Annotated in this window: 25 protein-coding genes; 12 read left to right on the top strand and 13 right to left on the bottom strand. The window is 67.5% G+C overall.

All coding sequences use genetic code 11. From position 1 onward, the window contains the following. Positions 1–172 precede the first annotated feature (172 nt). Complete coding sequence (locus OV287_RS00800; protein ID WP_267542268.1) at positions 173–733, bottom strand: Uma2 family endonuclease; 561 nt, start codon at positions 731–733, stop codon at positions 173–175. 252 nt (positions 734–985) lie between these two features. On the opposite strand from OV287_RS00800, the gene OV287_RS00805 reads away from it, so the two are divergent. From OV287_RS00805 to OV287_RS00815, 3 genes are read left to right on the top strand one after another with little or no spacing between them, the layout of a single operon-like run. Next, complete coding sequence (locus OV287_RS00805; RefSeq protein ID WP_267532028.1) at positions 986–1888, top strand: halocarboxylic acid dehydrogenase DehI family protein; 903 nt, start codon at positions 986–988, stop codon at positions 1886–1888. Beyond that, positions 1885–2787: an alpha/beta fold hydrolase gene (locus tag OV287_RS00810; RefSeq protein WP_267532029.1), complete on the top strand. Its 903-nt coding sequence runs from the start codon at positions 1885–1887 to the stop codon at positions 2785–2787. The genes OV287_RS00805 and OV287_RS00810 overlap by 4 nt, the downstream gene beginning before the upstream one ends. Positions 2788–2838: 51 nt before the next feature. Next, the gene (locus tag OV287_RS00815) at positions 2839–3678 is read left to right on the top strand and encodes an SDR family NAD(P)-dependent oxidoreductase (protein ID WP_267532030.1); all 840 of its coding nucleotides are present in this window, start codon (positions 2839–2841) and stop codon (positions 3676–3678) included. Between the two features lie 3 nt (positions 3679–3681). Here OV287_RS00815 and OV287_RS00820 read toward each other — a convergent pair whose 3' ends face one another. Together OV287_RS00820 and OV287_RS00825 are read right to left on the bottom strand one after the other, a co-directional pair. Continuing rightward, on the bottom strand, positions 3682–4404 hold the full coding sequence (locus tag OV287_RS00820; RefSeq protein WP_267532031.1) for a TRM11 family methyltransferase: 723 nt from the start codon (positions 4402–4404) through the stop codon (positions 3682–3684). A gap of 17 nt (positions 4405–4421) precedes the next feature. Next, positions 4422–5183: an SDR family oxidoreductase gene (locus OV287_RS00825; RefSeq protein ID WP_267532032.1), complete on the bottom strand. Its 762-nt coding sequence runs from the start codon at positions 5181–5183 to the stop codon at positions 4422–4424. 61 nt (positions 5184–5244) lie between these two features. Between OV287_RS00825 and OV287_RS00830 the strand changes: the two genes are divergently transcribed. Next, positions 5245–6564 (top strand): DUF4032 domain-containing protein, encoded by a 1320-nt coding sequence (locus OV287_RS00830; RefSeq protein WP_267532033.1) that lies wholly within the window; start codon positions 5245–5247, stop codon positions 6562–6564. A 122-nt stretch (positions 6565–6686) separates the two neighbouring features. Then, positions 6687–7178 carry a hypothetical protein gene (locus OV287_RS00835; RefSeq protein ID WP_267532034.1) on the top strand — a complete coding sequence of 164 codons (492 nt, stop codon included), beginning with the start codon at positions 6687–6689 and terminating at the stop codon, positions 7176–7178. 80 nt (positions 7179–7258) lie between these two features. Here OV287_RS00835 and OV287_RS00840 read toward each other — a convergent pair whose 3' ends face one another. Beyond that, positions 7259–9631, bottom strand: coding sequence for an isoamylase (locus OV287_RS00840; RefSeq protein WP_267532035.1), 2373 nt, complete (start codon positions 9629–9631; stop codon positions 7259–7261). Between the two features lie 196 nt (positions 9632–9827). Next, entirely contained in the window at positions 9828–9950 is a 123-nt protein-coding gene (locus tag OV287_RS00845; protein ID WP_267532036.1) for a hypothetical protein, read from the bottom strand. A 313-nt stretch (positions 9951–10263) separates the two neighbouring features. Between OV287_RS00845 and OV287_RS00850 the strand changes: the two genes are divergently transcribed. Both OV287_RS00850 and OV287_RS00855 read left to right on the top strand, forming a co-directional pair. Beyond that, a complete protein-coding gene (locus tag OV287_RS00850; RefSeq protein WP_267532037.1) occupies positions 10264–11049 on the top strand; it encodes an alpha/beta fold hydrolase in 786 nt (261 codons plus the stop codon). Positions 11050–11060: 11 nt separating this feature from the next. After that, positions 11061–11495, top strand: a complete 435-nt coding sequence (locus tag OV287_RS00855; RefSeq protein ID WP_267532038.1) for a hypothetical protein — start codon at positions 11061–11063, stop codon at positions 11493–11495. Positions 11496–11511: 16 nt separating this feature from the next. Here OV287_RS00855 and OV287_RS00860 read toward each other — a convergent pair whose 3' ends face one another. After that, positions 11512–12219: a molybdopterin-dependent oxidoreductase gene (locus OV287_RS00860; protein WP_267532039.1), complete on the bottom strand. Its 708-nt coding sequence runs from the start codon at positions 12217–12219 to the stop codon at positions 11512–11514. Next, positions 12212–12862: a cytochrome b/b6 domain-containing protein gene (locus OV287_RS00865; protein WP_267532040.1), complete on the bottom strand. Its 651-nt coding sequence runs from the start codon at positions 12860–12862 to the stop codon at positions 12212–12214. Before OV287_RS00865 ends, OV287_RS00860 begins: the two co-directional genes overlap by 8 nt. 255 nt (positions 12863–13117) lie before the next feature. On the opposite strand from OV287_RS00865, the gene OV287_RS00870 reads away from it, so the two are divergent. Then, positions 13118–13585 (top strand): helix-turn-helix domain-containing protein, encoded by a 468-nt coding sequence (locus OV287_RS00870; protein WP_267532041.1) that lies wholly within the window; start codon positions 13118–13120, stop codon positions 13583–13585. Between the two features lie 10 nt (positions 13586–13595). Continuing rightward, positions 13596–14003 carry a hypothetical protein gene (locus tag OV287_RS00875; RefSeq protein ID WP_267532042.1) on the top strand — a complete coding sequence of 136 codons (408 nt, stop codon included), beginning with the start codon at positions 13596–13598 and terminating at the stop codon, positions 14001–14003. A 53-nt stretch (positions 14004–14056) separates the two neighbouring features. On the opposite strand, the gene OV287_RS00880 is transcribed toward OV287_RS00875, so the two are convergent. Next, on the bottom strand, positions 14057–14656 hold the full coding sequence (locus tag OV287_RS00880; protein ID WP_267532043.1) for a pentapeptide repeat-containing protein: 600 nt from the start codon (positions 14654–14656) through the stop codon (positions 14057–14059). A gap of 36 nt (positions 14657–14692) precedes the next feature. Continuing rightward, the gene (locus OV287_RS00885; protein WP_267532044.1) at positions 14693–15706 is read right to left on the bottom strand and encodes a phosphotransferase family protein; all 1014 of its coding nucleotides are present in this window, start codon (positions 15704–15706) and stop codon (positions 14693–14695) included. 193 nt (positions 15707–15899) lie between these two features. On the opposite strand from OV287_RS00885, the gene OV287_RS00890 reads away from it, so the two are divergent. Then, positions 15900–16364 carry a hypothetical protein gene (locus tag OV287_RS00890; protein ID WP_267532045.1) on the top strand — a complete coding sequence of 155 codons (465 nt, stop codon included), beginning with the start codon at positions 15900–15902 and terminating at the stop codon, positions 16362–16364. A 221-nt stretch (positions 16365–16585) separates the two neighbouring features. Here the strand turns inward: OV287_RS00890 and OV287_RS00895 are convergent, their stop codons facing one another. Then, positions 16586–17080 carry a hypothetical protein gene (locus tag OV287_RS00895; RefSeq protein ID WP_267532046.1) on the bottom strand — a complete coding sequence of 165 codons (495 nt, stop codon included), beginning with the start codon at positions 17078–17080 and terminating at the stop codon, positions 16586–16588. A gap of 285 nt (positions 17081–17365) precedes the next feature. On the opposite strand from OV287_RS00895, the gene OV287_RS00900 reads away from it, so the two are divergent. Continuing rightward, entirely contained in the window at positions 17366–18121 is a 756-nt protein-coding gene (locus tag OV287_RS00900) for a class I SAM-dependent methyltransferase (RefSeq protein ID WP_267532047.1), read from the top strand. A gap of 90 nt (positions 18122–18211) precedes the next feature. Here OV287_RS00900 and OV287_RS00905 read toward each other — a convergent pair whose 3' ends face one another. From OV287_RS00905 to OV287_RS00915, 3 genes are all read right to left on the bottom strand, one after another. Continuing rightward, positions 18212–19216, bottom strand: a complete 1005-nt coding sequence (locus OV287_RS00905; protein ID WP_267532048.1) for an NAD-dependent epimerase/dehydratase family protein — start codon at positions 19214–19216, stop codon at positions 18212–18214. 15 nt (positions 19217–19231) lie between these two features. Then, a complete protein-coding gene (locus OV287_RS00910) occupies positions 19232–19861 on the bottom strand; it encodes a TetR/AcrR family transcriptional regulator (protein ID WP_267532049.1) in 630 nt (209 codons plus the stop codon). Between the two features lie 431 nt (positions 19862–20292). Further along, positions 20293–20769, bottom strand: coding sequence for an SMI1/KNR4 family protein (locus OV287_RS00915; RefSeq protein ID WP_267542269.1), 477 nt, complete (start codon positions 20767–20769; stop codon positions 20293–20295). A gap of 697 nt (positions 20770–21466) precedes the next feature. Between OV287_RS00915 and OV287_RS00920 the strand changes: the two genes are divergently transcribed. Further along, positions 21467–22246, top strand: coding sequence for a hypothetical protein (locus OV287_RS00920; RefSeq protein ID WP_267532050.1), 780 nt, complete (start codon positions 21467–21469; stop codon positions 22244–22246). The last annotated feature ends 83 nt before the right edge of the window (positions 22247–22329 follow it).

The raw sequence follows: 22329 nt of genomic DNA on the forward strand, positions 1-22329 counted from the left end.
TGGACGCATCGCTGTCTCCCCCCCACCCTCGCACCGATGTTCCGGCACGGAGGATTGCGTATGCACGGAGGTTTGACGCCCACCGCGCGAAGACAAGCAGAACCCATTGGGTCTCGTGATGTCAAAGGGGGTACGGCGGGAATGTCACTTAGTGTTGCCTCATTGTGTTGCCTTATTCCTTCCAGAGGAGGGCCAGCTCCAGTTCGAGTGCCTCGAAGGGCTCGGCACGAACTCGGACTCGGCCCGAGTGGGGGATCATTGGGAGATAGTTGGCACCCTCCAGGCGGAACACCTCCAACGTGCGAGCGTCCGGGTCCACCAGCCACACGTGCCGCACGCGCTCTCGCGCATACACTGGGAGCTTCGCCTTCCGGTCCAGGGTCCGCGTGGAGGGGGAGAGCACTTCGCATACCCAATCCGGGGCGAGCGTGGATGCCGCCGTGCGTGGAATTCGCGGCATTCGCTCATGACGCCAACCCGCGATGTCTGGAACCAGCACGTCCTCGCCCAGGTGCAACTCGGGTTCGATCACCAGGTGCCAACCTCCAGGCCCGCCTCGTCCCATTCCAAATGGGTTCCTCAGCTCTCCAAAGAGTTCCCCGGCCACCACTGCGTGCGGAAGGGCGGGCCGGGGACTGACATACAGTTCCCCGGCGACGATCTCCCCGACGACGTGCGCTGGGAGCGCCTCCAGGTCCGCGTAGCTCGCCTTGCGTTGTTGGCTGCCGCCCATGCCCGGAGCATGGGCAGCCGGGCGGACCTCTTCAAGAGGGGCCCAGAGAGGACTGCTCGATTCACCGTCCATATGAGCAGTCTACACCCTACTTGAGCAGTAGGGTAGCCATTCCCCTCCAGAAAAGTCAGCCTCGTGCCTGGGAGCCGAGCGCCTACCCGTCGCTCGCCCCTCCGCGTGGCAGCCGTGCGGGCGTGACGGGCTGCCGAGCCTGGAAGCACCTCCCATCTTCCGACCGGAGGAGGCGCGTCCATGGCCAGTCCCAAGCAGGTGAGCGAGCACGAGGCGCACGGAGAGGTGGAGCGGGTCCTCTATGAAATGAGGCAGACGCTGCGGGTGACGGGGCTGGACGTGACGGTGCGCACGTGGGCGAGCTTCGAGCGCTTCCTGGTGGGGATGTGGGAGGCGATGGGGCCGAACACGGAGACGCGGGCCTTCGAGTCGGCGGCGGACGAGGTGAGGGCACAGGCGGTGGAGGCCGCCGAGCGCCTGGGGCGGCTGGGCGCGTGGGACGCGGTGGTGCTGGGGGAGAGCCAGCGCTACCACGTGCGAGGCGCGCTGGAGCTGTACCACTACCTCAATCCCAAGATGCTGGTGTTCACCTCGGCGGTGAAGCTGGCATTACAAGACGAGCCCGTGGGAGCGCTGCAGCCGCTGGGGAGCGCGGAGCGGATAGAGCGGGGGGCTCCGTCGCGCATGATGGCGATGGAGTGGGTGGAGGAGCGGCCGGACGATGCGCGGCTGCGCGTCCTCTTCAAGGACATTCAGGAGACGGTGGGACCACCATCGCTGCCGGGAGAGTTTCGCGGGTTGGCGCTGTGGCCCGAGTACCTGGAGGCGACATGGGAGCGGCTGAAGCCGCGGATGAGGACGGAGGAGTGGGCCCGTGAGTGTGACGCCCTGCTGGAGACCTCGAGGCGGCTGGCGAGGCGGCTGCCGTACGAGGTGGCGCTGTCGAAGGAGCGGCTGGAGGTGCTGCGCGAGGACGCGGAGCTCATCCAGCGGGTGACGGTGCAGAGCGAGTGGCGGCTGCCGGTGCTGGTGCTCGGGATGGCGACGCTGGTGGGAGACGTGGGGGACCTGGAGCGACGGCTGCCCTTCCCGGCGGAGGCGCGCCTGGTGCCGGACTTCGTGGTGGGGGAGGAGCTGCGATGAACTGGCGCGAGTACCAGGCGAGACAGCGAGTCGTGGAGCTGGGCCACCGTTTCATCAGCTACGTGGATGAGGGGCGAGGAGCGCCGCTGGTGCTGCTGCATGGGATTCCCACGTGGGGCTTCTTGTGGAGCGGGCTGCTGCCGGCGCTGTCCATGACACACCGGGTGCTGATTCCAGACCTGCTGGGGTACGGGTACTCGGACCGGCGCGAGGGCTTCGACCGATCCATCGCTCGGCAGGCCGAGGCACTGGATGCGTGGATGGACCGACTGGGGGTAGGGGACGCGGCGGTGGTGGGGCACGACATCGGCGGAGGCATCGCGCAGCATCTGGCGATCCGCTTCCCGCGGAGGGTGTCGCGGCTGTGTCTGATGAACAGTGTCAGCTACGACGCGTGGCCCCTCGAGCTGATGGTGCAGCTGGGACACCCGGGCGTGGTGAGGCGGTTGTCGGCGCCGTCGTTGCAGAGGTTGTTGAAGGTGGTGTTGAAGCGGAAGCCCTTCGCGACGGCTCCGCCGGGCGGACTGGTGGACGGGCTGCTGGCGCCGTACGGGACGGAGGTGGGGAAGACGTCCCTGGTCCGCAACGCGGTAGCACTGGACACCAACCAGACACAGGAACTGGTGCCGAGGCTGCCGCACATGGCGGTCCCCACACGGGTGGTATGGGGCGTGGACGACGACATCCTGCCGGTGAAGTGGGGCGAGCGGCTGGCGTGGGAGATACCGGGCGCGAAGTTGGTGCGAGTGGAGCACGCCAAACACTTCCTCATGTGGGACCAGCCGCACGCGGTGATGACGGCGCTCTACGAGCTCCTCGGGACGGAGGAGCGGCCACAACTGGAGGGCACGGAGCACCGGGACGTGGAGGTCCCTTCCCTTCAGGGTCCGTTGATCTGAGGCAGTCGCCGCTAACCACCCGTGCCGTGTGGAGCGGAGGAATTCAAACAGATGCGTCTTCCCGAGCGTCCCCGAGCGGTCATCACTGGAGCGGGCAGCGGCCTGGGCCGGGCGCTGTGTCTGGAATTGGCGCGGCGGCGGGCTCGCCTCGTGGTGTCGGACCTGGACGAGGTGGCAGCGCAAGAGACGGCGCGGAAGGTGGAGCAACAGGGCGGCGAGGCCCACGTGGTGCGCTGCGACGTGGCGAAGCCGGAGCAGGTGGAAGCACTGGCGAGGGAGAGCGAGGCGGCGTTCGGCGGCGTGGACCTGGTGGTGAACAACGCAGGGGTACTGAGCGCGGGCGAGGTAGGGAAGCTGCCGTTGGCGGACTGGAAGCGCGTGCTGGACGTCAACCTGTGGGGAGTCATCCATGGGTGTCATTACTTCGTGCCGCTGCTGCGCCAGCAGGGCAGGGGACACATCCTGAATATCGCGTCGGCGGCGGGGCTGATCTCCACTCCGTACATGGCGGCGTACAACGCATCGAAAGCCGCGGTGGTGGCGCTGTCGGAGACGCTGCTCGCGGAGCTGAAGCCCGCGGGTATCGGGGTGACGGTGGCCTGCCCGACGTTCTTCCGGACGAACATCGCGGCCTCGGCGCACATCATCGAAAACAAGGACGGCCAGCGGCTGAAAGGGTTGGCGTCGAAGCTGGTGGACGAGGCCTCGGTGTCTGCGGACACGGTGGCGCACGCGTGCGTGCGCGCGGTGGAGCACGACCGGCTCTACGTGCTTCCGATGGCGGATGGCCGGTGGGCCTGGAGGCTGAAGCGCCTGGCTCCGGGATTGTTCGCGCGAGGCTCCATTCGGATACAGGAGCGGGTGATCGAGCACCTCACGAAGAAGCTGTGAACCTCACGCCTCTCCGTCACCGTCCTCGGTCTCCTCGCCCTCCAGCGCACCCGAGGGCTCCGAGTCTCCCATCGGCATGCGCAGGGCCCGCGCCTTCTTCGCGCGCTTGCGGCTGAGCTCCACGCCCACGGCATCGAGCCCCAGCCAGTTGGCCACGGCGAGCACGGAGCCATGGCCGCAGAACGGATCCACGATGGTGCGCGTGGGGGTGTTCTCCAGCACGTAGCGGCAGGCGACGAGACACGCTTGCACGCCCATGCCGCGGGTCCACGTCACCTCGCCGGCCTGGGGGAGCACATCGGCGGTGGACTTCGAGACGTCCGCCCGAAGTCCTCGCGAGAAGCACAGCATGTGCGAGTACGCCGGGCGCCCGAAGGTGATGCTGCCAGGAGGCGTGCGGCAGACGACCTTGTGCCAGAGCAACGAGTGCCCGAGCTGCTCGGCGGCCTTCTGGACGAGGTATCCCTTGTCGACCCAGGTCCCGTCCTTCTTGATGTCGGTCTGGTAGAAGATGGTGACGCCGTCGTCGGGGCAGTGCGAGAGCACGAGCGATGCGGTGCGGACGAACCAGTCCTTCCACTCGGCGAGCGAGAAGGAAGGGAACTCGGACACATCGGGCATCGAGGTGATGAGCGAGCACCCGGCGAGCACACCCTGGCCCTCCAGCCACGCCAGGGCGTCCGCGCAGTGAACCGTCCTCTTTCCCTGTGAAGGTACCTGCTCCACGCGATGGCTCCCGAAGCTCAGCGGCGCTTGATGTTGAAGGGGCCGAAGCCCTGGTCCGCGGGCATGACCTCGACGACGTTGATGTTCACGCGGGCGGGGCGGGTGACGGCCCAGAGCACGATGTCCGCGATGTCTGCCGCCGTGAGCGCCTCCATACCCTCGTAGACCTTGCTCGCGCGCGTGGCATCCCCCTTGAAGCGCACGAGCGAGAAGTCGGTCTCGACCATGCCGGGCTGCACGTCGGTGACGCGCACGCGCGTGCCCACGAGGTCTGCCTTCAGGTTCTCGGAGAACTGGTGCACGAAGGCCTTGGTGGCGCCGTAGACGTTGCCACCGGGGTAGGGGTAGGTGGCGGCCACCGAGCCGAGGTTCACCACGTGCCCGCGGTTGCGCTTCACCATGCCGGGCAGCAGGGCGCGCGTCACGTAGACGAGCCCCTTGCAGTTGGTGTCGATCATCGTCTCCCAGTCATCCACCGACGCCTCATGGGCGGGCTCGAGACCGAGGCCGACGCCGGCGTTGTTGATGAGCAGATCCACGTCGGCGAACCCGGCGGGCAGGGAGGAGAGCGAGGACTCGACGTCGCTGCGCGAGCGCACATCCAGAACCAGCGAGTGGGCGGGGTTGGGGAGCTTCGCCGCCAGGGCCTCGAGCCGGTCACCGCGGCGACCCGCGAGCACGAGCCGAGCGCCCGCCTGCGAGAGCGCGAGCGCGCAGGCCTCGCCGATTCCCGAGCTGGCGCCGGTGACGAGGGCCGTCCATCCTTGAAGGGTTTGCATGGGGCGCGGATTCTAATGAGGCGCCGGAGGAGTGCACGCCTTCGCTGTAGGATGGGGCTTCATGACGCCACCGCGTGGGCTCAACGCGCTGCACCTCCACCAGGGGCACCCGGACTTCCTGGACCTGCCCTGGTACCTGCCCCTGGAGGAGTGGCGTCTGGAGGTGTGCCCCCGCCTCGTCGAGGTCCCCCGGGGTCTCTCCCGGCACCCGGTGGTCTTCGTCAGCTACGGGGCGCACATCTACGCGCTCAAGGAGCTGCCCCTGTCCGTGGGGCGGCGCGAGTACGAGATGCTGCGCGGGCTCGAGGAGCGCCACCTGCCAGCGGTAACCGTGGTGGGGCTCGCGCGGGTGCGCGTTCCAGGCGAGCCCGGGGACGAGGTGGCCATCCTCCTCACGCAGTACCTGCCCTCGTCGCTGCCCTACCGCGTGCTCTTCATGAACAAGGGCCTGGAGCGCTACCGCGAGCGGCTGCTGGATTCGATGGCCAGCCTGCTGGTGCGGCTGCACCTCGGTGGCTTCTTCTGGGGGGACTGCTCCCTGTCCAACGTCCTCTTCCGTCGCGACGCGGGCGAGCTCCAGGCGTATGCGGTGGATGCGGAGACCTCGGAGCTGCACCCCAAGCTCTCCGACGGCCAGCGCGAGCTGGATCTGCTCATCATGGAGGAGAACGTGACGGGTGGGCTCGCGGACCTGGCGGCGATGGTGGAGCTGCCTCCGACGCTCGACGTGTACGCGACGGCCCCGAGCATCCGCCAGCGCTACGAGCGGCTGTGGGCGGAGATCAACAAGGAGCTCATCCTCACGCCGGGTGAGAGCTACCGCATCCACGAGCGCATCCGGGCGCTGAACGAGCTGGGCTTCTCGGTGGGCGAGGTGGACCTGGTGGCGAGCGGGGATGGGAGCCAGTTGAGGATGCGGACCATCGTGACGGACCGCGAGTACCACCGGCACCAGCTCCACAACCTGACGGGGCTGGTGGCCGAGGAGCGGCAGGCGGCGCTGTTGCTCAACGAGGTGCGCGAGCTGAAGGCCACGCTGACGCGCGAGATGAACCGGAGCGTCCCCCTGAGTGTGGCGGCGTTCCGCTGGCTGGACGAGCGCTTCCGGCCGACGTTGAACAAGCTGGAGCGGGAGCTCGGGCCGGCGGCGGACGAGGCCGAGCTCTACTGCCAGGTGCTGGAGCACAAGTGGTTCCTGTCGGAGCGGGCGAAGCGGGACGTGGGCCTGGAGGTGGCGGTGAAGGGCTACGTGACGCTGCGCCGCGAGCAGCCCGCCCCAGCGCTCCTGCGCTCCGCGACTGAACCGCTGCCCGGTGTGGTGGCCAACACCGGGACTTCGCCGACCGACAAGCAGGAGGCTCCCTCGTCGGAACGGAGCTGACCCCGCCGCGTTCCCCTCAGGAATCCGAGTGGGGCCCGTGGAGAACCCTGGCCGCTGTTCCCGGGTGGCCTCGCCGTTTCGCGGGGTTGCGGCTGGTCCGGGGCCTGCAAGGTGGCGCCGTCATGCGCCCTTCCTTCCCGCCCCTTCGTCGCCTGAGCCGTCTCGCCGCCAGTGGTGCAGTGCTGGGACTGCTCGTGAGTTGTGGTGTCTTCGAGCCCGAGGACCTCCTCTACCAGGAGCGCTTCGTCCGGCTGAAGTGGGAGTCCGGAGGTGGGCCCTGCACGGAGGAGATGGACTGCAGCGGCTGGGACGAGCTGCGGGCCGACGGCACCTTCCGCGTGGACCGGTTCGGGGATTATGGCGGTGCGGTGCGAGAGACCGCCCTGTCCGCGGAGGAGATGGAGTTGGTCCGCGAGGCCGCCACGAGCTCCGAGCTGCTCGAGGTGCTGCGGCGCGGGGAATATCCCTGCGGCAGGGTCACCGACTCCAGCAGCTACCTCACGCTGGTGCTGGAGGGCTCGAGCTACCGTGCGCAGCTCGCCGGCTGTAGCGAGCCGGGAGTGAGCGAGCTGCGCACGCTGCTCAAGCGCCTGCGCGACACCTACGCGCCTTGAGGCGCCGGGCCTGAAAACACAGCGGGGCGCGGCCCCGGAAGGCACCGCGCCCCGCGAATGAACGACGTTGCGTCAGCGGACTACTTGGCGATCAGCACGATGAGGCCGCGGGCGCACACGTTGTAGTTGGTGTTCTCGCCGCCGATGAGCGTCTCGGAGCCGGGGTTGGCCACCTGGTTGGTGCCCTCGGCCCAGTTGCAGGTGTCCGTCACCCGGTACCACTGCTTGCCCGTGAACGGCCACGGCAGCTTGAAGTCCACCGCGCCGCTCCAGCCGTTGTACGCCACGTAGATGGCGCTCGCCGTGTCACCGAACTCGGTGCCGTCGATGCGGAAGGCCAGCGCGTGGTTGCCGGTGTTGCCCATGTACGCGGTGTCGGCCACGGCGCCGCTCGGCTGGAACCAGCGCATCTGCTCCATCACGTTGCCGTTGGTGTCCGAGGCGCTGAAGAAGTTGGCCGGACGCAGCGCCGGGTGCGCCTTGCGGAAGGCGATGAGGCGCTGGGCGAACGTCTTGAAGTTCGTCTGGTCCGTGTTCAGCGAGTAGTTGAGCCAGTTGGCGCTCGAGTCCAGGTTGTACACGTTGTTGTTGCAGTACTGCGTGCGCAGGAACTCGTCGCCGCCGGTGAACATCGGCGTGCCGGCGCTCAGCATCAGGAAGGCGAAGCCGTTGCGCGCCGCCTTGCGCTGGTCGGCGGCCACTCCGTCCTGGTTCCAGCTGTGGTTGTTGTCCTCGCCGCCATCGGACGGGCCGTAGGGCCACAACTGGCCGTTGTCCTTGCTGGTGCAGCTGTAGAGGTCCTTCAACGTCATGCCGTCGTGGGCGACCATGAAGTTGATGGAGTTGTACGGCTTGCGGCCGTCATCCTCGTACAGGTCCGAGGAGCCCGCGAAGCGCGTGGCCAGCTGCCCCGGCGTCACCAACTCCACGCCCATCTGGTTCTGGTCCTTGCGGAGGGTGTCACGGTAGATGCCGTTCCACTCGGACCAGCCGCTGGGGAAGTTGCCCACCTGGTAGCTGTTGCCGCCAATGGCCCACGGCTCGGCGATGAGGTCCGCGCCGGTGCCGCCCGCCGCCGGACGCGGGGCCAGGTTGCTCCAGATGCGGTTGAGCGCCGTGCCGCTGTTCAGCTTGTCGTAGTTGAAACACCCGTGCTGACAGGTGTTGCCCAGCACCGACGCCAGGTCGAAGCGGAACCCGTCCACGCCCAGCTCGTCCTTCCAGTACTTGAGGGAGTGGATGATGAGGTCCTGCGCCACCGTGTTGAAGGTGTTGTAGTTGCCGCCCACGCCCGTGTTGTCCCAGCTGTTCTGGAAGTCGCCGGTGAGGGTGTAGTACGTGGGGTTGTCCAGGCCGCGGAAGCTGAAGACGTTGTACGTCGTCTTGTCCGTGGAGCTCCAGGCGCCGCCCTCGCCGGTGTGGTTGTAGACCACGTCGATGAAGACCTTGATGCCCTGGTCATGGAAGGCCTTCACCATGGCCTTGAACTCCTTCGTGGGGCCGCCCGGCGACTTGTCACAGGCGTAGCGGCGGTCCGGCGCGAAGTAGTTGAGGGTCATGTACCCCCAGTAGTTGTCACCCGTGGTGCTGGTGGGGTTGACGTCGTTGGCGTCGTTGTCCGTCTCCTGCAGCGGGAGGAACTCGACGGCGGTGACGCCCAGGGCCTTGAGTGCCGCGGCCTTCTGCGCCGCGCCCGCGTAGGTGCCCTTGCACGAGGTGATGCTCGAGTCACCCTGGGTGAGGCCGCGCACGTGCACCTCGTAGATGACGTCATCCTTCAGCGCGCGCGTGGGCTTGGTGCCGTAGCTGGTGGTGTCCGCCGCCAGGACGATTCCCTTGGCCGCCTTGGGGCCGCTGTCCGTGTTCCGGTTCGCGGCGCCGGAGGCGTAGATGGCGCCGTTCGTGTTGCCGGGGTGGATGGGATCATGGCTGATTTCCAGCGCGTAGGGGTCCACCAGCAGCTTGTTCGGGTTGAAGCGGTTGCCCTGCGCGTCCACGTCGGTGACGAAGCCCAGGCCGGCGTTCGCGGAGTTCGGGGTCCAGCTCGCGTTGTACGTCCAGTTGGGGCCCCAGGCGCGGTAGCCGTAGTACACCGTGGCCGGCAGCCCGGAGGTGGGGACCGTGACCGACCATACGCTGTTGGTGCCCTTGGTCAGCGTGTACTTCGCCACTGCCGCGGTATCGGTGGGCACGCCGTAGAGGTAGACCTCGATGCGGGTGGCGCGCGAGGAGTAGACGCGGAAGGTGATGTTGCTCTTCGTCGCGTCGTACTGGGCGCCGAGCGTCCAGGAGATGGCCCCCTGCTGCGTCTCGCCCACTGCCTCCGGGGTGCCGTCGATGGTGAGGACCTCGGCCTCCGGGGCCTGGCCGCAGGAGAGCAACGGCGTAGCGGCGAGGCCCGCGGTGAGCAGGGCCGCACGCAATGGGCGGAATTTTCCGATGGCAGACTTCATGGAGTGACTCCCAGCGCGGTGGGGGGGGATTGGAACGGCCGAGGCGGCGGGCCCGCGCCTACCCGTCTGTCCTACCTTCCAGCACCTCTCCCTCCTGGGAGTCAATCCGGGGTGTTCTGGACTCACCCCGGCCCCCGCGCTCTGCCCGGTGGTGAGCACGCGGCGGCGGTTGGCGCCGCGCGCGTGACGCGCGATGTCAGGGAGCGAGCACCTCGACGGAGAAGCCCGCGGCGGTGAGCTGCGGCTTGAGCGAGGTCGCGTCTCCGGTGATGACCACCACCTCGCGGCCCAGGGAGAGCTGCTGCACCAGGGCCTGCATGGACGCGGGGGTCACCTTGGAGAGGTGCTCGGATGAGGTGGGAGACCACGGAGGAGGTGGTGCGGAAGCGCAGGTCGTAGCCACGGGCCACCTGCCAGCGGGCGCGCTCCACCACGTTCTGCGGCAGCGGAGTGTCCTCCAGGGAGCCCAGCTCGGCGAGGGTGTCAGGACACGTGGGACCCGATGATTTCCCGCGCTGGACAGGACAGGCTACAGTCACGTTGGAGAGTTGGCGTAGCATCCACGCCCCCTTCGCTGTCCCTCGCCGCGGTACCCCCGTGCCGCGGATACCCCCGACTGAGGAGACCCTTCCATGCCCACTGTTGCCTCCAGCGACCAGACCCCCATCCACTACCGCGTCGTCGGAGACGGACCACGCAACGTGTTGCTCGTCCACGGCTGGATGGTGTCGGGCGCGGTATTTGGCGAGTTCGTGGAGAAGCTGGACACCACGGGCCTGCGGCTGGTGATTCCGGACCTGCGGGGCTCGGGTGGCTCCGGGGCGCCCGCGAGCGGCTACACGCTCGAGCAGCACGCGCGTGACGTGCTGGCCGTGGCGGACCACGCGGGACTCAAGCGCTTCACCGTGGTGGGCCACAGCATGGGCGGCCAGGTGGCCCAGTGGGTGGCGGCGCAGGAGCCCTCGCGCGTGGAGGGGCTGGTGCTGCTCAACACGGTGCCCGCCGGGGGCCTGCCGCTTCCGCCGGACGCCGCGGGGCTGTTCCGCACCTCGGCCAACGACCGGGAGAAGCAGAAGATCATCCTCGGCCTGGCGTGCAAGCAGCTCTCGGCGGAGGCGCTGGAGCGGCTGCTGAAGGACGCGGGCACGGTGGCCAAGGGCTCCATCGAGGGCAACTTCGACGCGTGGACGGGCGGTGGCTTCGAGGCGAAGCTGGCCTCCATCACCGCGCCTACGCTGGTGGTGGCCACGGATGACGCGTTCCTGCCGCCGGCCTTCCTGCGCGAGAAGGTGGTGAATGCCATCAAGAACGCGCGCCTAGCGTACCTGCCGGGGCCGGGGCATTACCCGCAGGTGGAGCGTCCCGCGGAGACGGCCGCGTTGCTCACGTCCTTCCTGGCCGGTCTTGGCCGCGCATAGGAGGCCATCCCATGGCCTGGAAGATGTCCTTCGACTACGACGACCTGCATGACGTCGTGACGGCGACGTTCCAGGACTGCGTCCTCAACAACGCGCTGGACGTGGCACGTTGGCGCACGGAGGTGGAGGGCTTCCTGTCGAAGTACCCGTCGAAGGTGGACCTGCTCATCAACCTGGATGGGCTGGTGGTGAAGTACACGGCGGGCCGGGTCTTCGGGCGCGAGCGCACCGAGGTGCTGTCGCGCTACACGAAGCGCTCCTTCCGCTTCGGCGGCGACGAGATGACGAAGATGTTCGTCAGCACCAGCGGCGTCATCAACGGCGCGGCGGTGAACGTCTACCGCTCGCGCGAGGAGGCGCTGAAGGCGCTGCTGTCGGACCGAGCCGCGGAACGGGCAGTGGGTTCCGGAGGCAAGCCCCCGGTGTCTGGCAAGAAGGCCATTTGAGCCACACCCCGGCGGGTCACACCCCGGCGAACCACTCGTAGCCGCGGTCCTCCCAGTAGCCACCCGTAGGCTCTGGGAGGAAGTTCACCTCGGTGAGGTACTTCACCATCTTGTAGCCGAGCTTCACGCCCGAGTAGAGGCGCAGCGGCGCGCCATGCTCTGGAGGTAGCGGCTCGCCGTTCATTCCGTAGGCGAGAATTGTCTGCGGGTGGAGGGCGCTCGGTCCGTCCCAGGAAGAGAAGTAGTTCGAGTCGAAGGAGCGGAACTCGACGAACCGGGCCTGCGGGTCCGCGCCCACGAGCTGTGCAAGCTCGCTCACCCGCACGCCGTGCCACGAGGCCACCGCGCTCCAGCCCTCCACGCAGTGATGGCGGATGCGGTAGTTCGTGCGCGGCATCAGCCGCAAGTCCTCCAACGAGAGCACCCCCGGCCGGGCCACCAGCCCGCCCACCTTCAAGGCCCAGCCAGCCGGCGCGAGCGGCACCCGGTCCGAGATGAAGTACTGCGGAAAGGCGCCGGGCCGGGAGAGGGCCGCCACGGGCTCCTCGGGCGCGAGCTGCTCTGGATCAAAGAGCCCCGCCTGGACGCGCTGATTGAAGCGCTCCATGACGCCGAGGAAGCCCTGGCGGGGTCTGCTGCTGTCACACGCGCTCACGGCCGCCGCAGCCGTGCCGAGCAGCCACGAGCGCCGGGTGAGGAGTCGTCCGCCGCGCCTGTCACTCATGGCGCCTGCCTCCCGTCACCATCTCTCCCAGCGTGCGCGGGTGGAGCGCCACCATCACCACGTGTCCCACGGTGAAGAGCGCCAGCAGCGCGAGCACGAGCAGGTGCACCAGGCGGGCCGGGTCATAGCCGCCGAAGAGGGACGTGAGCAGGTGCAGCTGCACGGGCTTGTAGAGGACGAGCCCGGAGAGCACCTCGATGGTGGCCAGCACCAGCACGCCCGTGTACGCGAAGCGCTGCAAGCCGTTGTAGGGCTCCTGGCGCGGGGCTTCCTTGCGCAGTCGGAGGTAGTACGCGGCCGTGTGCAGCGCCTCGCGTGCGTCTCGGCGTGGGAGGAAGAGGCGTCGTCTCCACTCACCCGAGCCCACGAGCCAGGCGACGTAGGCGAGGCCGTTGAGGACGAAGAACCAGCCGAAGGCGAAGTGCCAGTGCCGCGCGCCAGCGAGCCACTCGCCCAGCCGGGTCCACTCGGGAGGCGGTGTGCCTTGGAAGGGGTAGACGCCATAGGGCGCGCCCTGCGGTCCCATCATGGGATAGGCGACGAGGATCTGCAGGCCGCTCGCGGCCAGGATGGCGAGCAGCGGCACATTGGCCCAGTGCGCGAGGCGGACGGGTCCGGGCTGAGGACGTCGGGTATGGGGCACGGTGCGTTTCTCCCCGAGGAGTGGCGGGCCCGTGTGGGGCGCCCGCTGTGCACCCGGGAGCGCAGCACGCGCGCCAGCGTCACGCAGGAGCCCTCCGGGGCAGGCGCACGGTTCCGGACGCCCGGGCTCGCGGCTCCGTCTCGCAACCGACAGCGCGCGAGGACCCTACTTGGGGCGGCGGGATTAAAACAACTGACCGGCAAAATAGGATATGGGGTTGACTTGACGTCAGGGGTCAGTAGGGTTGTGGCCACCATGCCAAGTCACCTTCCTCCTGAGATTCGGGAACGTCTGGCCGAGGCCCTCCGGGAGACCCTCCGCACCGCCCGCGAGAGCGCGGCGCTCACCCAGGAGCAGATGGCTGAGCGGCTCGGTCTGGGGGTCTCGACCTACAAGCGCCTCGAGCGGGGCGTCATGTCTCCGGGGGTCCGGACCCTGCGCAAGCTCAGCCAGGTGCTGTGCCTCTCCCTGGATGCATTGCTGGGTCCCGAGTGTGCACGCGCCGTGGAGCAGGCCACGCGGCCTCCCCGCCGCAAGCGCCCGGCGCGCTCCAGGGCTCCGCGGGCTCGGGCCCTCCCCATGCCTCCCCAGGAGCCTCCCCTCCTGCCCTGGGACTCCTGGGGGATGCTGGCGGCGACCGCGAGGTTCCCGGTGGCGCACGCCCTTCCGCTCCTGCTCGTCCGGCGGGGCACGCCGCTGGCGCTCGTGGTGGACGTGGGGTGAAGTGCCGGGCATGAGCCAGCGGCTCCCAACACGGCGTTTCCTCTACTGTCTCCTCCAGGGAGATGACTTCTCTCCATCGCTCGCCCAGGCGCGCACGGGGCTCCTCCTGGTGGACGCGAACGAGCCCGGGGACGTTGCTCCCTCGGGACGTTACGAGGGCAAGGCCCTGAGGTACGGGAGCGCCATGCTGGTGCTGCTCGACGACGACCTGGCGCCGGGTGCCTCTGCCTTGGAGCCGTTGCGGGAGCTGAAGGTGCGGCTGCCTGAGCTCCGAGCCCTGGGGGTTACCGGGACCACGCTCTACCTGGTGGTCGCCTACGAGCGGCAGTGCGACTTCGAGCTCTCCCCCGGGGAACTGACGGAGCTCGCCGCGCTGGGGCTACCGCTGGCGGTGTCCTGCCACCCCGCGGCGACGTAGTCTCGAGAACCGCTCCGCAGCGCCCATCCGAGCACCTGCTGCATTTCCACCGCTCAGGGTTCCGACGACTGTTCAGCCAGCCATTGCTTCAGTGCCGCACCCTCGAGTCGGACGGGAGCCTCACGGCTGCCGAGGTTGAGCCACGTTGCGTGGATGGACGACAAGCCGAGAGCGCCGCGCAGGTCCGCCCCGCGCACCCGGGCGCCGTGCAGCGAGGCCTCGTCCAGCTGGACACCCCGGAGGATGCAGGACTCGAGGTTGGCTTCCACCAGGTAGGCTCGCCGCAGGTCCGCTCCCGTCAGGTCGGCCCCTTCCAGGTCCGCCTCGTAGAAGCTGGCCTTGAGGGCCTGGGCCTTCTTCAGCACTGCCTTCCTCAACGAGGCCTGGTCCAGGTTGGCCTTGCCCAGCATGGCGCCCGACAGGTCGGCGCGATCGAACGAGGCAGAGGCCAGGATGGCGCCGAAGAAGTCCGCCTCCGTCAGCGTGCTCTCCGTGAAGAGAGCCCCCGGTAGCTCGGCGCTCGTGAGCACCTGGCCGGGGAGGTTCGCCTGGGTGAAGTCCGCGTCCTCCAGAGACAGCAGGGCGCCGCGACTTCCCATGGAGTCGACCCACGTCTTGTGGAGTGCCAGCCGAGTCGCGATGCCTTTGTCCATGTGCGTGCAGGCCTCTCGTGAGGTACCGCGCCAGGCTCAGCGTGATGCCAGCAGCTTGAGCTCACCGCGGAGCTTCATCCGGCAGTATTGACGGATCGCCATGGCCTTCAAGCCCGAATACCCCCGAGGTACGCCTTCGAGGACCATGATGAGATAGAGGTATGCGCGATAGAGGTTGAGCCGGTGGCGCACCTCCTCCGTGAAGACCAGCGGCGAGCCCGTGGCCGCCTGATAGCCGCGCAGGAAGTCCGTCTCCTGCTCCGGGTCTCGGAAGAGGGCCGTGGACGCCAGCTCCGCCAGCGGGTCTCCCCAGAACGCACGCTCCCCGTCGATGAAGGCCTCGATGCGCGCGGCCCCCTCGACGCGGTGTACGAAGACGTTGCCCTCCCAGAGGTCGAAGTGCGTGAGCGTTGGCTCCTCGACTCGCTCGAGCACCTTCGCACCGGACTGGAACAGCGCGAGAACGTCGCGGGCCGGCATGGGCAGCTTCACCGCGAAGCGCTCGGCGTCCTGGAGGAGCGCCGCGACCATCGCGAGGAACGCCTCGCGCCACGTACCTGCTTGGAGGCCAGTGTCTGGCTGGAGGTATCCGAAGAAGCGTCCCCGGATGGTCCTCAGCCGCCCCACCAGCTCACCCAGCTCGGTCTGGATGCGCGCGCGCTCCCCGGTGGTCAGCTGATTCTTCGCCCTGGTCAGCGGGGTGCCACGCAGCCGCTCCATGAAGAAGAAGTCCCTGCCGATGCGCGTGCGCGAGAAGTCGTGGGCCAGCACGCGCGGCACGGGGCAGACCTTCTCCTTGGCGGCGTGCTCGTAGAACTCGACCTCCGTGCGCATGAGGTCTCGCTCGTACGTGAGCAGAGGGAGCTCCGGGGGAGGGGCCACCTTCAGCACGACGGACGCCCCGTCCTCGAGCTCCAGCGCGTACGCGGCGTTGAACATCCCCTCCGTGAGCTCGTCGACGCGGCGCACGGAGCGCTGCGAGCCGAGGACGTCACGGACGAGCAGCGCGAGCTCCTCTCTCTTCAGTGCCACCTTGGTGCGGCTATGCATCGTGTGTCTCCAGCGCGGAAGGTATCAGCGGTTTGTACTGCAAGAACCCCGCTCTGCCAGTGGCAGACTCCAACCTTACTGGTAGCCCCCCTCAACGGGCGCGAGGTGGCCGCGGCGAAGAAGTAGCCCTTCATGCCGGCTAATCTGGACGCCACATGGTAGAAGAGGGGGGAGGCTCCTGAGTTCCCCCCGCATGAGTCCGCCGACTCCTATTCCCGTGGACGATTCACTCTGGCCCCTGGTGAGGGTGTCGTTCCCGCGTGTCATCACCAATGAGCAGCAAACGGAGCTGTTCACGCGCGTCCTGGCCTATCTGCGGCGGGGGGAACGGCACGTCGCCATCGTGGACTTCCGTCAGCTCCAATCGCTCACCTCCGAGCAGCGTGAGCAGCAGTGGGTCTTCCTGCGGGAGCAGGAAGCGCTGATGCGCAGCCGGTCCATGGGGATCGTGGCGCTCATCAACTCTCCGACCGTAGCGTTGATGGCCCGGGTCCTCGTCCACCGCATCAAGCCCTCGGTCGTGCCGTACTCCATCCTGGCCTCGTGGCCGGCGGCGGTGTCGTGGGCAGCGGATCGGCTGGACAGCAACGGGCTGAGCGAGCACGCCATGCGGGTACGGCAACGCCTCGGCACGTCTCCCGCGGGGCGCGTGGGCTGAGCCCCTCACCGCGAAGCGTCGCGCTTCGTGAACTCCTTCACCATGTCGACGAACGCACCCAACCCCGCCGGCACGTGAGTTGCCAGCGGGCCGGTAGGTTGCTGGTGCTTCAACGCCTGGCGCGCCAATGGAAGAGGCCGGAGACCGCGGAGCTGCCAGCGGCTTCCGGCCTCGGCTTTCAGCGTCCCCAACGGGATGCGCACCCGTGGAGGCGGAGGGCGCTAACGCGCCGGAGCGACGCTGGCACTGGCTCCGTTGGTGGGAGTGGAGAAGTCGAAGGCTGAGGCTGGCGGGGCGTCAGGTACGGCGCCCGAGCTCGAGGAGTTGCTCGCGGCACTGGTGGAGCCAATCCAGGTCGACAGGCCCCAGGCGAGCATCGACGCCCCCAAGGCCGCGGGCAGGAAGACACCGGCACAATACGCTCCACCTTCGCTAGTGCAGTTGGGAGCCCCGACCGCGATGTTGAGGACCCCATAGGCGCCCAGGAGCCCTCCGAGAACGGCGGAGACATTGCCCGGATGGTCGATGTCGGAGATGTCCGACCTCGAGATGCTGACCTCCTCTCCACTGTCCGTCTGGACCACCACGGCACCGGGTGTACTGCGTCGAATCTTCGCATCGAGCGTCCTTCCATTGACGCGGGAGATCGTCGCGGTGGTCGAGCAACCGCAGAGCAGAATCGATGAAAGAAGCGTCACGGCGATTTTCGTCGGCATCGGTGTAACCCCCCTGCACTGGTCTACAGGCGCGTTGAGTCGCTCCTGGCACGGCATAAGGGGGTGATTCAGTGATGATTTCCCCCCTCGTCAGGAGATGAGCCGACGAGGAGGAAAAAGATGCAGACTGAAGCTGAAAAATGACCGGGCCCCATGGAACCCGCTGAGATTCCAGCGACTTCCGGCCTCGGCCAGAGGCCTTCATCCCTTCTATATTCCGAGCCGACGTGGGCCTGTACGACGGGCCAGAACCCGGGGCCTGGCCCCAAGGAAAAGGAGCTGGGTATGGGAATCACGATGTCGCCGCAGGACTACGCTACGGCGTTCCGGATACTCGCGGCCTCCGCTCGGCACCCCGAGAACATCGGGCAAGCCGTCGAAGAGAGAATCCTCCCCCGGCTTCCGAAGCAGCCCTCGCTGCTCGATGTCGGCGCGGGGTCGGGCAAGGTGGCCGAGCGGCTCGCACCGCACTTTGGCTCACTCACCTTGCTCGAGCCCAATCGGAATCAGATCGCCGAGTTCAAGCACGAGAAGGCGAAGGTCCTCATTGAGCCCCTGGAGCGCTACCCGTCGTCCGAGCAGTATGAGCTCGTCGTGTGCTCGCACGTCCTGTACCACGTGCCCGTCACCGAATGGGGAGGGTTCATCGACAGACTGCTCACGTTCGTGCGCCCCGGGGGATACTGCGTGATTGTCATGGCCGCTGGCCGAGGGCCGACCTACCGGCTGTGCCGCGACTTCTCGGAGACGATGCTCTTCGGCGAGCAGCTGCTCACCACGATGCAGCAGAAGCGGCTCCCGCACGAGGTGCTCGCGACGATGAGCGGGTTCGTGGCGAAGACCTTCGAGGAGATGTACACGCTCTGCCGCTTCTTCGTGCTCGAGGGCTGTTACACGGCGGAGCAGCTCGCGGCCCTGAGCGCGGACGAGGTGCGCCAGCTCGATGAGCGGATTCGCGTGCACGCCGAGCGCTGCCGGGGCACCGACGGGGTGTATCGCCTGGAGCAGGATGAGGATCTGATCATCATCCCCAAGCAGTAGCTGGCGCGACGGGACCAGAGCACCCAGGCCGGAAATCGTTGGGGTGTCCTGGTCCCGCGACGGCACATGCCTCTCGAGGAATCGACGTGCTCATCGACTGGGACGCGTCGCCGCCGCCTTCAACTCGGCAAGACCCTCCTCGCGTGTGATGACTGGCGAGTACCCGAGCTCGGTCCGTGCCTTGGTGATGTCGAGCGTCACCTCGACAGCCATGGTCGCAAACTCCTGAAGGCTGATGGGAGACTTGAGTCTCCCCCGGGAGAGATCCTCCAGGAGGCCGCCGACCGTGGCTGTGCTGCGCAGCAGCCATCGTGGCACGCTCTTTTGAGGTGCCTCGAGCCCCTGCGTCTCGAGCAGGCTCGTGATGAAGCTCCGGAACTCGACCGGCGCACCGTCCGTGATGAAGTAGACCTCTCCGCTCCTCCCTCGGTCGAGCGCCCGCGCGACACCTTCGCAAACATTCGCGATGTGCGTCGTCGAGGTGCGGTAGTGGCCACCATCGATCCAGGCCAGCTGGCCCGAGGCGGCCGTTGCCGCGAGGTGGGGGAGAGCCGTCGTGTCATCGCGGCCCCAGACGAAACGGGGACGGATGACCACCACTTCGAAACCAGGCGCGGCGAGCGACAGGGCGACGCGCTCGGCGTTGCCCTTCGTGTGAGAGTAGGCACCCGCGGGTCTGCGCGGGAGCGGATGGTCTTCCGATGCGTTGATCAGCGGCTGGCCATCCAGCAGCACCGACTCGCTGCTGATGTGGACGGCTCGCGAGAGCCCGGCCGCGTGAGCGGACGCGAAGACATTGCGAGTGCCTTCCAGGTTGGTGCGGACCTGCTGCGTCGTTCCGCGACCATGGCTGGTATCCGCCGCGGCGTGAATGAGCGCCTGGCAACCGCTCATGCCGTCAGCCAGATTGGCGTCGAGCAGGTCACCCATCCACGGCACCGCGCCCAAGGCCTGGACGACTTCTGCCGAGCGAGCGCTCCGCGTGAGTGCCACCACCTCGGTGCCCCTGGCCGTGAAGTGACGAATGAGGTTCCGGCCGACATAGCCACTGCCGCCTGTAAGAAAGAGCCGCGACGTCATGGTGCTGGATTCCATCCTGTCGATCCGTTCTCAGGTTTTCCTGGGCCGCTTCGATGCACGGGGCGGGCTGCGTTCCTTCGACACCGGCTCGGGCAAGGCCTTGGCCTGCTGCGGATGTGCGTCGACCAGCCAGTTGAGCTCTCGAAGAATCCGGGCGCGCTCTTCCTCGGGCCACCTGTGAAAATCGAGATATTCCAGGAGCTTCAATCCCTCCAGCGCCAGGTAGGCCAGCAGCGCGCCTCGGGGGCTCTCGGAGGTTTCCAGGATCTTGTCGATGACGGCGGCCTGATTGGTCTGAATGGCTCTCCGGAGCTGGCTGTCTTGCGCAAGAGCGGCGCAGAGATTGAGCGCCACCGCGCGGGCATCATCCGGAGGCGGTGTGGACGCCGCCACGATGCGGCCCCGGATCACTGTGCTCGTGACAGTGCCCAGGCTCTCCGTGACTGCGTCGTGAAAGGCGTTGTCATTTCGCACGGCACGTTGGACCACGGCCTCGACCAGTGCCTGCTTCGAGTCGTAGTCGTAGAGGACGCTCGCCTTGCTGATGCCGGCCTGCTCTGCGACTGCATCAAGTGTCAGCCGCGCAGCCCCGTCCCGGGCCACGACGGCTTCGGCAGCGTCCAGGACCTTTCCTTGATCGATGACGCGCTTGCGTCCCATCACCCGAGCTCCATATTTATTTCCGACCGGATGGTTATTAATGATGGCAGGCGATCATGTCAACCGTCTCGGGGGCGAGTCCACAGCGTGGTCCTTCGTGGGCACCCGCCGGGATTCGAACCCGTGGAGGAGGGGCTCTAATCTCCCGGACATGGTTTCTGTCCACGTCTGGCTCGGTGCGAAGAGACGGGCGGCTTCCGGGCGCGAACTCGAGCAACTGGTCCGATGGTCGGACCAGTTGGGACAACTCGCGGCCGGAAGGTGCAGCGCGCCCCCGCCCCCCTCCATCCGCGGTGGCCTCATTGCGAGGGATGGTCAACATCTATGTCCGGGCGCTTAGATCCGCGACGGCACACGCTTGGCGGTCTGCGGGCGGTTTGGGAGGAGGTTGCGACTGGGCTCTGCGAGGCGTTCGCGCACTGGCAGTTGACTTACTTCCTTGCCAGCCAGTACGAGCGTCCCTTGCTGCGCAGCACCTCCTCCAGGAACTCGGAGAAGGAACTGGCGATCTGCTCGCAGTAGGCCGGGTCCGGCCATGTCTCGTGGTCGCCGTCGAAGAGGGGGTATCGACCGTTCTGTTGCCGGGCCACGTCCACCACCGCGTAGTTGCCGTCCTGCACATCGCAGAGGGCGTACATCGAGGCCGGGCCCCACTGGTCGTCATCCTCGCGACGAATGGCCACCCTCGCCCGGACGATCTCGGACAGGGGAAGCATCTGGTCGGGGGCATCCGGCAGCCGCTTGAACAGCTCTGCTCCGTTGCAATGCAGGTAGAAGGTCCGCAGGTCCGGGTCCAACTTCCAGCCTACCCGGTGCTCGAATGTTTCGAGCTCCTCGGGCGTGGCGGGCGGATAGGGGAAGTGCTCGCGGGAGACCTCTTCGAGCAAGAGGCTCATCGGCGTGGCCATCGTCAGTAGTCCGTATAGGGCAGGTTGGGCCCCACTGTATTCCAGGGCGCCTGATGAAGGGCCAGACTCGCCTGTGCCCTGCGGTGTCGCGCATCCCGTGAGGAACACCAACAGCACCACCGTTCCGGCCAGCTTCATGGGAAGTCCCCGTGTGGTGATTCACCCCCTGATGGTGGCCCGGTCTCCCAAGGGCTCACGAGAAGCCCGCAGGATGCTGACGGTAGCGTATGCCCTGGTGAGGTGTGGCTGGGGAGGGGCAGGTGGAGGAGCGCGGGTGGGAGTACCGGCGGAGGTAGCCGGAGGGGACGGTGCTGTACGAGGCGGTGAGGGAGAACACGGCCTCTATTCCGCCGATGTGGACAATGACAGACAGGTTTCTTGTCAGGCACCGCACGGTCGGGACCACCGTGGGTGCGACAGACTCCCATCACAATTGACTACGACACTCCGCGAGCGGGAGCAGTCTCCCCCGACGCCCGCACGACGGCCGTCTGTCGCGAGAGAGATGGGTCTTATCTGCCAAGAATCGAGATTGTCGGGATGTCTTCAGTCAATCCATACACGGGACGGCATTTTGATTGCCCTGAGAGCGGAACACGCATCAACCGGATGACAGACAGGTCATGCCTGCCTGGTCTCCAGGAGGAGAGGGTTTAGTTTGTCTCTCGCCTTTCCCTTGCATTTCAAGGAGATTCCCATGTTCAAGCTCAAGCACCTCTTTGTTGCCCTGCCGTTGACCGCGACCCTGGTGGGCTGCGGCCCCGAGGACCTGCAGGACGAGCAGAGCGGTCAGGGCCTCGAGCCCCAATCCGAGCTGGGCACCATCGCGGAAGAGCTGGACTACAGCCACGGAGACAACTGGACGGCTCCCGCGCCCGCCTCCCCCCTGGGCTCGACCACGGGCCGGGTGTGCTTCCTCACCCGTATCCAAGGGAGGTTCGACAGCGCCTCCGACTCCGTCCACGTGTTCACGTCGGGAGGAAGCTGGTACGTCGGCGGGTCTGGAGGGACGAGTGCAAGGGCCGGATGCGCGAAACTGCCCGCCGGCGAAACCTTCGGCGGCGAGCGCAGCTGGAGTGCGGGGCAGCGGTTGCCGACAGAGCTGGGCACGACCACGGGCCGGGTGTGCTTCCTCTCGCGCGTCGGTGGAGCCTTCAACAGCGCGGCGGATTGGGTCCGCGTCTATCAGAGCGGAGGCACGTGGTACCTGTTCGGAGACTCCCAGTCGGGAACTGGACACGCCAGAGCCCGGTGCGTCTCGGTGCCTGCCAGCGGTGGTGACAGGGGCTGGAATCAGACCCAGAGCTACCCCACTCACCTGGGCACCAGGTCGGGCCGGTCCTGTGCCCTGTCGTACATGACGGGACAGTTCGACAGCATGAGTGAGTCGATCAGCATCGTCTCCGATACGGGCTCCTGGTACCTCCGAGGAACCTCCGCCCATTGGGGGGTTGGCGGCAGGGCCCAGTGCTTCTGACCCACCGCTCCTCCGGGGTCACCGGGTAGGGACCGGCGAGGCCACCAGCAGTGTGAGAAAGAACGGGGGGCCCCGCCGCGCGC

Origin of the sequence: Archangium lansingense, from assembly GCF_026626635.1 — a bacterium.
GTDB lineage: Bacteria > Myxococcota > Myxococcia > Myxococcales > Myxococcaceae > Archangium > Archangium lansingense.